This window comes from Rhizobium sp. 1399 (assembly GCF_031455475.1).
Classification (GTDB): domain Bacteria; phylum Pseudomonadota; class Alphaproteobacteria; order Rhizobiales; family Rhizobiaceae; genus Rhizobium.
On sequence record NZ_JAVDSU010000002.1, the window covers coordinates 181,290 to 193,636 of the forward strand.

Below are 12,347 nucleotides of genomic sequence, written 5' to 3' on the forward strand. Positions count from 1 at the left end.
ACCATGACCAAGACAGAAAACCGCTCGGTCGTTTCTCCGGTTCTCACCATCGAAAACTACTCGCTGGATTACGAGACCGCGAACGGCCCGTATCACGCGCTGAAAAACATCGGTATCGCCATCAACCGTGGCGAGATCCTCGGCCTTGTCGGCGAATCCGGCTCCGGCAAGACTTCGCTTGCCTGGTCGATCATGCGTTATCTGCCGAAGAATGCCCGCGAGCCGGGCGGCAAGATCCTACTTGATGGCGAGAACCTTCTGGAGAAGTCAGAGCGCGAGATGGAAACTTTTCGCGGGCGGCGCATCAGCATGGTGTTCCAGGATCCGAGCACGTCGCTTAACCCGACTTTGTCGCTCGGCACCCAGCTTGCCGAAGTACTGGTCCGCCATCGTGGCCTGACCCGGCAGCAGGCGTGGAAGGAAGGCGAGGCACGGCTTGCTCACGTGGGCCTCAAAACCCCAGCGCGGATGATGAACCGCATGCCTCATGAGGCGTCGGGCGGCGAGAAACAGCGCGTCGTCATTGCGTCGGCTTTTGCCTGCAACCCGGAATGCATCATCTTTGACGAGCCGACCACGGCACTCGACGTGATCACCTCGCGCCAGATCCTCGACCTGTTCGTCGAACTGCAGGCCGAGACCGGGGTTGCCTCGCTCTATATCTCGCATGATCTTGCTCTGGTGGCACGCACCGCAGGCCGCGTTGCCGTCATCAATCGCGGCGATATCATCGAGCAGGGCAACGTCCGCGAGATATTCACCAACCCGCAGCAGGATTACACCCGCGCACTGATCGCGGCCGTTCCCGATCCGGCCCACCGGCTGGTCAAGGATGATGGCGTTGCAACAGACAAGCCACTGGTGAAGGTCGAGAATGTCAGCGTCCATTTCGGCCGCAAGCCGCTCCTCGCCGCCCTGACCGGCAAAAAGACCGAGCGCGTTACCGGCAACAACGCCATCAGCCTCAGCGTCAATCCGGGCGAGATCCTCGGCATCGTCGGCGAGTCGGGCTCGGGCAAGTCCACGCTCGCCAAGGCGATGACCGGCCTCAACCGCTTCGAGGGCAAGATCTGGTTCGACGGGCGCGAGATCAGGAACCTCGGCGATATGGACAATGCCTATCGCAAGGATGTGCAGATCATCTTCCAGCATCCAGATGCCTCGCTCAATCCGCGCCAGAAGATTTCGGAAATCCTGTCTCGGCCGCTGAAACTGTTCGGCCATGCCTCCGATCTCGACAAGCAGATCGGCGACATGCTGGAACAGGTTCGCCTGCCGCGCACGCATGCAAGCCGCTATCCACACCAGCTTTCGGGCGGCGAAAAGCAGCGTGTGGCGATCGCCCGAGCGTTCGCGTCCAAGCCGAAGCTGGTGATCTGCGACGAGATCACCTCGGCGCTCGACGTCTCGGTACAGGCCTCTGTCGTGGAACTGCTGCTGGAACTGCAGAAGGCGAGCGGCACCGCCTACCTGTTCATCACCCACGACCTCAACCTGATCCGCCAGATCGCCAACCGGATCGCCGTCATGTATCGCGGCGACCTGATTGAGGTGGTGAAGGCCACAGAGATCGATAGTCCTGATCGGGCGGACTATACCCGCCGCCTGATCGAGGCGGTGCCGCGCGCTGCCGCTCAATACCAATGATACCGCATCAAGGAGCATGACAATGGACCCGAAGTCCCTGTTGGACCGGATCGACGAAAAGGCCTGCCTCGATTTCCTGTCGAAAATGGTCCAGCACAAGAGCCATTCGGAAACTGAGGGCGAGAAGGATCTCGCCCGCTGGATGGCCACGGCGCTTGAAAAAATCGGCGTCGAAGCCGAACTCCAGGCCTTCGACGAAGGCCGCCGCTTCAACACGATCGGCCGCCTGAAGGGCACTGGCGGCGGAAAGAGCCTACTGTTCAACGGCCATCTCGACACCAATCCGGTTACCGAAGGTTGGACGGTCGATCCCTATGCCGGCCTTGTCGACGACAAGTTCATCTACGGCATTGGCGTCTCGAACATGAAGGCGGGCGACGCCGCCTATTTCTGCGCCGTGAAAACGCTACTCGAGGCCGGCGTCAAGCTGAAGGGCGATGTTGTCCTGACTTTCGTGGTCGGCGAATTGCAGGGCGGCATCGGAACGCTTGCGGCGATCCGCAGCGGCGTGAAGGCTGACTACTTCATCAACAGCGAGCCGAGCGACCTGGTTGCCGTAACCATGCACGCCGCGGCGCTGAGCTACGTCATCGAGCTCACCGGCGATACCCGCCACCTTTCCAAACGCGAAGAGTCCGTTGACGCGATCGCGGCTGCCTGCGACATCATTCCGCGTATCAATGCGATGACCTTCAGCGGCGCCAGGAGCGACGTGCACAGGTCGATCAATCGCGGTCATGTCGGTGTCGTCCATGGCGCTCTTGGACGCAACCTTGAGGAATGGCGCCCGCCGCAGGTCGCCGATTTTGTCCGCCTCAAGGGCTCGTGCCGCTACGCGCCTGGCCAGACACAGGAAGGTGTGCTGGCCGATCTCGAACGCGAACTGAAGGCGCTCGAAGGCCGCTTCCCCGGCCTCAAGGCCAAGCTGGTTCCCGAGATGATAGAGGGCCGCCCGTTGATGCCGCCCTTCGAGGTCTCGCCGGAATCGCGCATCGTCAAGTCGATCAACGCCGCCTATGAAGCCGTGCGCAGCGAAAAGCAGCCGACCGGTGCCATCACGCCGACGCGCTTCTACGGAACCGATGCTGGCCATCTCTACAAGGAGCTCGGCATGGAAGGCATCGTCTGTGGCCCCGGCGGCCGTTACAACACCATGCCCGACGAACGTGTCGACATCGTCGACTATCTCGACATGATCCGCGTCTACATGCTGACCATCCTCGATATCTGCGAGGTTGCCTGACCATGTTCTCCCGGGCGGAATTTGATCGCCGTATCGCACGCGCCCGGGACGCCATGGCATCCGCCGACGTCGATCTGCTGCTCGTCGATAGCGGCGAGCTGCTGGCTTGGCTGACCGGTTACACCGTCTCCGAAACTATGTACCGTGCCGCCTTTTTGCCGCGCGAGGGTGACGCCTGGTTTACGTTGCGGGCGCTGGACGAGGCGCCATGTCGTGAAAAGAGCTGGATCACCGACGTCATCGGTTTCGCCGACACGGAAGACGCGCAGACGGCAGTCGCGGAAAGCATCCGCCAGCACGGCTTCGAAAAGGCGCGGATCGGTCTCGACACCAATTCATACTGTATAAGTGCGGCAACTTTCATGCGTCTCACCCAGCTTCTGCCAGAGGCGACTATCGTGCCGATGCCGGGCCTGAGCGATAGCTTGCGCTGGGTGAAGTCGGCTGAAGAAATCGCGGTCTTGCAGCAAGCATCGGTGATTGCCGACAAGGCCATGCTGGAGATCGCCCGGCAGGTGAAGCCTGGCATAACCACGCGCGACGCAGCAGCTATCGCCTCCGGCGTCTTCCTGCGCGACGGCGCGGATACCGGCGAGGTCGGCCCGGTGGTGAAGGCCTCCGGCAGCCATGAGTTCCTGCATGGCGTGTTCAAGACCGAGGCGATCGAAGAGGGCGATGTCCTACATGCCGAGCTGACCCCCCGCGTCGGAAATTATGGCGCGCGCATGATGCGGCCGATCATGGTTGGCGCACCGCCGGCAGAGCTTACGGCCGCGGCCGAAAAGCTGGTCGATTTGCAGGATCGTCAGATCGCCGCGATGAAGTCGGGTGCGATCGCAAGCGACGTCGACGCGATCATGCGCCAGGGCGCGCTCGGTGCGGGCTTGCGCCCGACCTACCAAAACGTCACGGCCTATACGCTTGGCCTTTATACCCGCACGCCGCGCACGAGCGATTTCTCCCGCGTCTTCCTGCCGACATCCAACTGGTTGCTGAGGGAGGGCATGGTGTTCCATCTCTATGCGACGGCGCAAGGTCTCGGCTTTAGCGAAACAGTTGCCGTTGGAAAGGACGGTGGTATCCGTCTCACGCAAAGCCCGAGAAGAATTCTGTCGGTTATGAGTTCTTGATCAGAGCAGGCCGGCAGTAGTGAGGGGCGGCGGCTTCGTTTCCCTTCAAGGCGAACAGACTACGAAAGACGTTCCCGGCAGATGATCGCGACCAGTCTTTGCAGGACCTTCACCCTTTCGACCAGCCATGCGAGGTCCTCTATAGTGATCTCATAGTTCGGCGAGTACCGGGCCTCGACGTAGGCGCGTGACAGGAGCTCGAAGCGCCGCCGTGCGATCCGGTTGTCGCGCGGCCAAGCTTCGATAATCCGCTTTTCGAGGTCCTCGGCTTTGAAGCGCAGAACCTTGATGCGGTGCGATTTCGGACTGTAGAGCGTCAGGGCCAGCAGCAGGCAGTGATACAGTGCTTCCGTAGCCTGATGAAGCAAGAAAGCGCGTTGCTTAAGGTACTCCTGTCCCAATGCGTCTTCTGCCTTCAGGAAACCTCTCGCGTTTTGGCTCCATTCATCGAAATACCGCTGCGTTTCAACGTTCGCCTCTTCCTTCGTCAGGGCCTTCGGCTGGACGAAGGGATGACCATCCTCTTCGTAGAGGACCTTGCCGTCTGTGGCGATATCGACAAAGAACGGCCGGCCGCGCGACAGTTGGTCGTTGACGTCATGCAGGCTATGGACGATCGGAATGACCGGCGTCTCGATCCGGTGGGCATCTGTTCCCGCAGGAACCGTTCATCAAGCGAAAGCCAAAGCTCCTGTTCCTGCGCAAAGCTCTCTGAATTGACGACGATGAGAATATCGTAATCCGAGCGATAGCCACTCAGCCGGTCTTCCACCCAGTCGCCGCGGGCGTAAGAGCCGTAGAGGATGACCTTGAGGATCTTGCCATTGGCTTTCTTTGCAGACTGCTTGGTTGACCGAAACTGCTCGATCTCGAAGAAGATGATCTCCAGGACGCGGGCAAGTTCGCGCCGCTTGCTGGCCGGCAGATGATCAAGGGTGTCGGTCAGTGTCAAAGCCACATCAAAGCCTTCGGTGGGAATCGTATCCATCGTAACGGCTCGCCCGATATTTCGCATATAAACGTTTTACGAGAATAGAAACATAAAAGCAACCACAGAATGTGCGTGGCCTGGATTTTTAAACAGTGCATCCTCCACGGCACAGACACTGATGCCCACCGGTCTGCGCGATGTGCCCGAAAGCCCTAAACGGCGAGTTTGATCGACGCCGTACCAAAAGGCGCAAGTGCCATGCTCTTGCCTTGCGAGTCCGAGCCGAAGGCACTGATATCGATGCTTTGCTCTTGGGCCGTCAGATTGACGATATGCAGCGTCGACCCCGACAGGAAGGCCAGAACCTTCGACGGATGCGAAGACGTGCAGCCAATCCAGGCTGACCCGGCAAGGCTGGACAGCAGCTTCACGATGGTAAAAAGCGGCCTGTTGCCGCCTTCTTCCGTTGGTTCTGCCTTACCGGCAACCAGGCCGAAGGGGCCGGTCAGCGCTGCGAGCGTCAGGCATTCGAGATCGGCATCCAGCACGCGGATGGCGTAGCCGAGCGCGAAGGCTTCCGCGAAGCGGCCATTGTGGCGTGGATCGCGGTTTGCCATCGGAATGCGGCCGCCGGCGGGATTGTCCATGGTGCGGCTGCCATAGGGGTTCTGCCGCATGGGAATGGTCGATGGACCGATCCGGTAGGGCTTGTCGCCATAGATGGCGCGTACCGAGCCCGTGATGAAGGGCAGCGCTTCCAGCGTCTGCATGACGCTCAGATCATCGGCGGCATGGACGATCGGGTTGGTGCAGTGGCTGATAAAACCGAGGCGATCGGCCGGCACGCGCTTGCGGTTGAGCTCGGTGAAGTAGCTCAGCATTCCGCCGCCGATGCGAATGCCGGCAAAGGCCTCGTGCGCTGCGGCATAGACCTCTTCAAGCGGCGGGCATTCGGGCCACTTGCTGCCCGGAGGCGTCGACTGCCGGTCGACGGAAGGGGAGATCATGATGGCATCGGGGCGGAAACCCGCAGCCTGCATCTGTTTGGCAATTTCGGCAGTTTCGGATGCTGGCGACTGCTTGCAGGGCAGGGCGATCTCCAGCGTCGACTGTCCGCGGTGAAGCGCGGCAATCGCGGCAAAATCCTGCAATGCATCAGCGCCATGCCCGGCGTTAGGATCGAAGTGGAAAAGCAATTCCTGCGGGGCAATCCCCGAAAGCAGATCACGGGCCGCAAGCACGGCCTTGGCTTCATCAGGCGCGACGATCAGGCCAATGGCCGGCATGGTGCCGCTGTGCTCACCCGGTTCGAGCCGGATCGCGCCAGCAGCGGAGCCGGCGGCGGTCGTTTGTCCGCTCCTGGTGTCGCGGATGGAAAGGACGATCCTCTGCCGCACCGGTTCGTTGGCGGCGATCTGGTAGGGCCAGGGAAGCGCCAGCGGGCGCACATAGGTCTTGTAGGAGGCATCCGACCAGTTGCGCTGGTCTTCCATCTCGAATGTATCGCCTTCCATACGGCATTCGGCTGAAACGCCCGGCAGCACATGATGGGTGATCGCCCGCATATCCTTGAAGGGCTGCCAGGGGTCGATCCGGTCGGGAAAGCGCGTCTCGTTCACGCGACCATCCACATGCTCGACCTTGGCTGGGCTTCCGGCAATGCCGACGATCGGGTGCAGGATGCAGAAACCGCAGCGATTGGTCTCGAAACCAGTCGGCGAGAGCGCGCTGGCTTCGAAGGTCAGTTCATGCTCCGTTGCCGCAACATGCACCGAAATGGCAAGCCTGCTATCCTCGGGTCCGCTGCAATGGGCGACATAGCGGACGGAAAAGGCACCGTTGCCCTGCTCGACCCAGAGATCTTCGATCCGGGGGCTATAGGTTCCCCAGTCGCGGTCGCGCACCAGATAGGAGACGGCGCGCAGCACCTCGATACCGTCATAGCGGATCGTGCGCAGATTGCCGTTGGCAAGATCGGCCGAGAGGCGCCCGGCGATCAGGCGGGCCGGATGCTCTTCGGCCTCATGCGTGCCGTAGAGGGCGAAGGCGTCCGTGGTCATTTCAGCATCGCCTCCACGTCGATCGTCTTTCCCGATGCGGCACTGTCATAGGCCGCTTCGACAAGGGCAAAGGTCTTGAGATTGTCGGCGCCCGACGTTGCCGGCTCGCCGCCATTTTTCAGCCGGTCGACCCAGTGCTTCTGGATTGCATAGACGCTCTCCTGAATATTGTGCCAGGGCCGGGAGGCCCAGGAGAGAAGCTGCGGCGAAGCGTCGGAAACGACGGTACCTGCCGCATTGGTCACTTCGAGCCGATAGCCGGCCGAAAGGCGGATCGTGCCATCGGTGCCGTCGAGCTCGATCAGCGTTTCCGGGAACGGCTCGGTGCCAAGCTTCGTCGCGTAGCTGACGTCGACGATGGAGGTGGCGCCGCTTTCGTGGTCGAGCAGGATCGTCGCGACATCCTCGCCCTTGATCTTTGGGTTGACGCGTTTCGTGCGCGCCGTCAGCGCTTTCACGTCGCCGAGGATGAAGCGGGCAATATCCAGTGTGTGGATGCCGAGATCCTCGATGATGAAGCGTTCGCCTTCGGCGAGATAGGGCTGGCCGGAAAATACGTCATAGCCGGAGCGGAAGGAGAAACGGCCCCAGAAGGGTATGCCGATCGCCTTGCTGTCCAAGAGCCGGCGCACGGCCTGGATCGGCGTCTGCCAGCGGAAATTCTCGTGCACCATCAGCGGAATGCCGGCCTTCCGGCAGGCTTCGACCATCGCCTTGGCATCGGCAAGCGTCTTGGCGAAGGGTTTTTGGCAGATGGCCGGGATCGTGTGGCTGGCTGCCATTTCCACCAGCGCCCGGTGGCTCTGGACCGTGGTGGCGATATCGACGAAATCGAAGCCGCCATCGGCAAACATGGCCGCCGCATCCGTATAGCGCCTGTTAATGCCGAACTGGTCGCCGACGATCTTCAGCCGCTCAGGATCGCGGTCGCAGATTGCCACGATCGCGGCACCGTCAACATCCTTCCATGCATGCATCTGATTGATCGCAAAGAAGCCGCAGCCGATCAAAGCACCTTTCACGTCAGCCATTTCAACCTGCCTTTGCCATCTGCATGAGGGTCACGCGCTGCTGCAGCCGACGCTGCGCCTGGTCGACGACGACGGCGATAATGATCACCAGACCCTTGATGACCATCTGCCAGAAGGAGGAAACCCCCATCATCACCAGTCCGTCGGAGAGAATGCCGATGACGAAGGCACCGATGATCGTTCCCCCGATCGTGCCGCGCCCGCCAGACATCGAAGTGCCGCCGAGTACGGCTGCGGCAATCGCGTTGAGTTCGAAGCTTTCGCCCGTTGCCGGATGCGCGGCCATCAGCTCCGAGGAGATGACGATGCCGACGATCGCGGCGCAAAGCCCGGAGAACATGTAGACGAAGATCTTGACCAGATCCACGCGGATGCCCGACATGCGGGCGGCGCGCTCATTGCCGCCGACGGCAAAGATGTGGCGCCCGATCGGCGTCGAGCGCGCGACGTAAGCGGCTACCAGCGCCAGCACGATCAGGATCCAGATCGATACCGGCAGGCCAAGAACGCGGCCCGCACCGAAGAAATCGAAACCGGTCGTCGCATATTCCGGCCGCCCGACGAGGTTCGGAAAGGTCTGGCCGTCGGATGAAAGCAGCGCCAGGCCGCGGGCGACATAGAGCGTGCCGAGCGTGGCGATGAAGGGCGCGACATTGAGCTTGGTGATCAACAGGCCGTTGATCAGGCCGATGAAGAGACCGATTGCCAGCGTGATCAGCACGATCTCGACGAGATTGAAATAGACCGTATAGCCGATCGGCAGTTCGATGCCGTAGAGGATCAACCCGCCGGCGACCATGCCGCACAGGCCGACGATCGAGCCGACCGAGAGATCGATACCGCCAGTGATGATGACGAAGGTCATGCCCATCGCCAGGAAGGCATTCAGCGCCACGTGTTTCGACATGAGGATCATGTTCGCCGTCGAGGTGAAGTTCGGCGCGAAGATCGAGAAGAAGATGATGACGGCAAAGAGCGCGATGAAGGTTCGAAGCTTCATCAGCGTCAGGAGGAAGGAGCCGTTCGCGCCCTTCGGCGCGGAAGTGGATGCGGTAGCCGACGTCATGACGCAAGTTTCCCTTGATGTTCGTGCCCCTTGGCGGAGGCCGCGATAATGGCCTCTTCCGTTGCTTGCGCGCGGTCGAAGACGGCGATGAGATGGCCGTTGCTGAGCACCGCGATGCGATCGGAAAGCGCCATGACCTCTTCGAGGTCGGATGTTGAAAACAGGATGGCGAGGCCATTGGCGGCAAGCCGGCGCATGGTGCGGAAAACATCCGCCTTGGCGCCGACATCGATGCCGCGGCTCGGCTCGTCCATCAGCAGAACCTTCGGATCGGTCATCAGCGCCTTACCGATGACAACCTTCTGTTGGTTGCCGCCGGACATCGAGGTCACCTCGAAGTCCGGGTTCGGCGCTTTGATCGAGAGATCGCGGATCGCCTCGACGATGGCGTTCTTCTCGGCCTTGGCATTGATATGGAAGAGGCGTGTGAAGCGGCCAAGGCTTGCAAGCGTCAGGTTCGATGCGATCGAGAGCACCTGCACCAGCCCTTCGCGCTGCCGGTCCTCGGGAATGAGCGCGAGGCCCCGGCGGATGCGCCGCGTCGTATCGCGCGCTCGTACCTCCTTGCCGTCGATGAAGATCTTGCCGGTCGAGTGCGCATGGCGGCCGATGACGCATTCGAAGAATTCGCTGCGCCCGGCGCCCATCAGCCCGTAAATCCCGAGGATCTCGCCTGCCCTGACCGACAGTGAGACATTATCGACTGCAAGCCCGCCGGTCGGCCGCGGCAGGCTGATATTTTCGGCGCGGAACATTTCCTTGCCGAGCGCATGATCGTCGGATTTCGCAAAATCCTTGGCATCCGAGCCGATCATCGAACGCACGATCCAGCGGGTGTCGATATCCCTGACCATGGCATGGCCGGTAATCTGCCCATCGCGCAGGACGGTGATGTAATCGCCGATCCGCATGAGCTCTTCGAGGCGATGCGAGATATAGACGATCGCGACCCCTTGCGCCTTCAACTCGCCGATCACCTTGAAGAGGATCTCGACTTCGGCTGCCGACAGCGCCGATGTCGGCTCGTCCATGATGAGGATGCGGGCATTCAGCGACATTGCCTTGGCGATCTCTACAAGCTGCTGCTGGCCGATCGGAAGGTCCTCGACCATGGTCTCGGCATCGATGCCGGCATCGAGACGCCCAAGGAATTCGTTGGCCTTGCGGACCTGTTCCTTGTGGTCGATGCCGAGCACGCCGCGGGTCAGTTCGCGCGTCGCAAAGATGTTTTCGGCAACCGACATGTTGGCGAAAAGATTGAGCTCCTGGAAGATCATGCCGATGCCATGCGCCTGCGCATCGGCGGGGCTGGCGAAGGAAACGGTTTCACCGTCCAGAATGATGTTCCCGAGCGTCGGCCGTTCGACGCCGGCGATGATCTTCATCAGCGTCGACTTGCCGGCACCGTTTTCGCCGACCAGCACGTTGACGGCGCCGCGGCGCAATTCGAGATTGGCACGCTTGACGGCGACGATGCCGGAATAGACCTTCGACACGTCGTCGAGGCGCAGGATGATCTCGTCCTTTGGAGCCTCGGCGATCGTCATGGTGCCACCGTCAGCGCCGAAGGGGTCACGAGCGGCAGATCGCTGCCCGAAGGCAGCGGAAAAGCGCCGGTCACGGTCACCGTCTTGCCGACCAGGCTGTCGCGCGGGATCGCCGACAGGAAGGCGCTATTGGCCTGCTCATTGAAGGACTTGCCGAACTGTGCCCATTCGATCTGGTTCTTGAACTCGTTGAAATTGACGAAATCCAGCGTGTCGCGCAGCGCCGTGCCGCGGATGGCAGGCCCGATCTGGACTTTTGCGTCGGCTTTGCCGTCGCCGTCGGCATCGACATCGAGCGTTGCTGCCCGCGAGGCGGTATCGGCGGCGACGACCTTGCCGCTGAACTTGACGGCATAGGTCCAGGGCGAGCTCGCCTGTTTGTGCGGATTGCCGTATTTCTCGCCGGCCTGGTCGGGGCTCGAAGCGGCAAGTGCTGCGACATCCTTCAGCGCGCCGGCGCGCTTTTCATAATAGGGCACGACTTGCGGCTGCCAAATGGCATCGACCTTGGCATTCGGATCGAAAGCGCTCTTGGCCGCCGCTGCGGCTTTTTCTTCCGCAGTCGGTGTCTTGATGATCTTGCAGCCGGGCAAAGCCGCCGCGACGAGCGCGGCGATCAGGGCGCCCCTGATCCTCAACATGCGATAAACCTCGAAATGAAAGAGAATAGGCTGCAGGGAGCGCGGTCTCCCGCGCTCCCTGCAGCAGTCGTCCGCTTTACTTTGCGATGGCAAAGGTCTCGAGCTTGCCCGCATTGTCGGCATTGATGAGGACGCAGTCCATGAGCTGCTTTTCTTCCTTCGGTGCCGTCTTGTTCTTGATATAGGCATCAGCCTGTTCGACAGCCATCTGGGCCTGTGCATAGGCCGGCTGCAGCACGGTTGCCTTGATGCCGCCTGATTTGATGGAGTCGCGCACATCGTTGGAGCCGTCGAAACCGACGACGATCACGTCCTTGCGGCCGGCAGCCTGAAGAGCGGCGATTGCGCCCATGGCCATCGTATCATTGCCGGAGATGACGCCCTTGATATCGGGGTTCGCCTGCAGGATGGTTTCCATCTTGGCGTAGGCTTCCGTCTGGCTCCAGTTGGCCGACTGCTTGGCGACAGATTTCAGATCAGGATAGTCGTCGATGACGTCATGATAGCCCTGCGAGCGGATGCCGGCATTGGTGTCCGACTCCTTGCCGACGAGCTCGACATAATTGCCCTTCTCACCCATCAGCTTGACGAATTCCTGCGCGCCGAGCTGGGCGCCCTGATAGTTGTTGGAAACGATTTGGGCGACGGCAACGCCGGTCGCATTGATTTCGCGGTCGATGAGGAAGGAGGGGATGCCGGCATCCTTGGCCTTCTTGACGGCGGCAACCGATGCATCGGCACCGGCATTGTCGAGGATGATCGCCTTGGCGCCGCGGCCGATGGCGGTATCGATCATTTCCGACTGCTTGTTGGCGTCGTCGTCATGCGTCATGACGAGCGCCTCATAGCCAAGCTCCTTGGCCTTGGCTTCGGCGCCGACCGCTTCCGCCTTGAAGAAGGGGTTGTCGTGGGCCGGCGTGATGATGGCGATCAGGTCCGCCGAAAAGGCCGGCATCGCAACACCGAGCGACAGGGCGCCGGCGAAGGCTGCAAGGGTCAGTCTACGTGTAAGTTTCATGGTTTCTCCTCCCAGGTTTGACGCATGGCCGAA

Annotated in this window: 9 protein-coding genes and 1 pseudogene; 3 read left to right on the forward strand and 7 right to left on the reverse strand. The window is 61.2% G+C overall.

The genetic code is table 11. From position 1 onward, the window contains the following. Positions 1-3 precede the first annotated feature (3 nt). From J2X71_RS06815 to J2X71_RS06825, 3 genes are read left to right on the forward strand one after another with little or no spacing between them, the layout of a single operon-like run. On the forward strand, positions 4-1,647 hold the full coding sequence (locus tag J2X71_RS06815; RefSeq protein ID WP_310380398.1) for an ABC transporter ATP-binding protein: 1,644 nt from the start codon (positions 4-6) through the stop codon (positions 1,645-1,647). A 22-nt stretch (positions 1,648-1,669) separates the two neighbouring features. Next, positions 1,670-2,890: a M20/M25/M40 family metallo-hydrolase gene (locus tag J2X71_RS06820; RefSeq protein ID WP_310380399.1), complete on the forward strand. Its 1,221-nt coding sequence runs from the start codon at positions 1,670-1,672 to the stop codon at positions 2,888-2,890. Between the two features lie 2 nt (positions 2,891-2,892). Then, entirely contained in the window at positions 2,893-4,020 is a 1,128-nt protein-coding gene (locus J2X71_RS06825) for a Xaa-Pro peptidase family protein (protein WP_310380402.1), read from the forward strand. A gap of 59 nt (positions 4,021-4,079) precedes the next feature. On the opposite strand, the pseudogene J2X71_RS38075 reads toward J2X71_RS06825, so the two are convergent. From J2X71_RS38075 to J2X71_RS06865, 7 genes and pseudogenes are all read right to left on the reverse strand, one after another. Next, positions 4,080-5,008, reverse strand: a pseudogene (locus J2X71_RS38075) (HEPN domain-containing protein). 155 nt (positions 5,009-5,163) lie between these two features. Next, a complete protein-coding gene (locus J2X71_RS06840) occupies positions 5,164-7,011 on the reverse strand; it encodes a hypothetical protein (RefSeq protein WP_310380409.1) in 1,848 nt (615 codons plus the stop codon). Continuing rightward, the gene (locus J2X71_RS06845) at positions 7,008-8,042 is read right to left on the reverse strand and encodes a Gfo/Idh/MocA family oxidoreductase (RefSeq protein ID WP_310380411.1); all 1,035 of its coding nucleotides are present in this window, start codon (positions 8,040-8,042) and stop codon (positions 7,008-7,010) included. The genes J2X71_RS06840 and J2X71_RS06845 overlap by 4 nt, the downstream gene beginning before the upstream one ends. 1 nt (position 8,043) lies before the next feature. After that, the gene (locus J2X71_RS06850; RefSeq protein ID WP_310380413.1) at positions 8,044-9,108 is read right to left on the reverse strand and encodes an ABC transporter permease; all 1,065 of its coding nucleotides are present in this window, start codon (positions 9,106-9,108) and stop codon (positions 8,044-8,046) included. Continuing rightward, on the reverse strand, positions 9,105-10,655 hold the full coding sequence (locus J2X71_RS06855) for a sugar ABC transporter ATP-binding protein (protein ID WP_310380415.1): 1,551 nt from the start codon (positions 10,653-10,655) through the stop codon (positions 9,105-9,107). The genes J2X71_RS06850 and J2X71_RS06855 overlap by 4 nt, the downstream gene beginning before the upstream one ends. Continuing rightward, positions 10,652-11,296 carry a DUF2291 domain-containing protein gene (locus J2X71_RS06860; protein WP_310380417.1) on the reverse strand — a complete coding sequence of 215 codons (645 nt, stop codon included), beginning with the start codon at positions 11,294-11,296 and terminating at the stop codon, positions 10,652-10,654. Before J2X71_RS06860 ends, J2X71_RS06855 begins: the two co-directional genes overlap by 4 nt. A gap of 76 nt (positions 11,297-11,372) precedes the next feature. Next, positions 11,373-12,314 carry a D-ribose ABC transporter substrate-binding protein gene (locus tag J2X71_RS06865; RefSeq protein ID WP_007820525.1) on the reverse strand — a complete coding sequence of 314 codons (942 nt, stop codon included), beginning with the start codon at positions 12,312-12,314 and terminating at the stop codon, positions 11,373-11,375. Positions 12,315-12,347 lie beyond the last annotated feature (33 nt).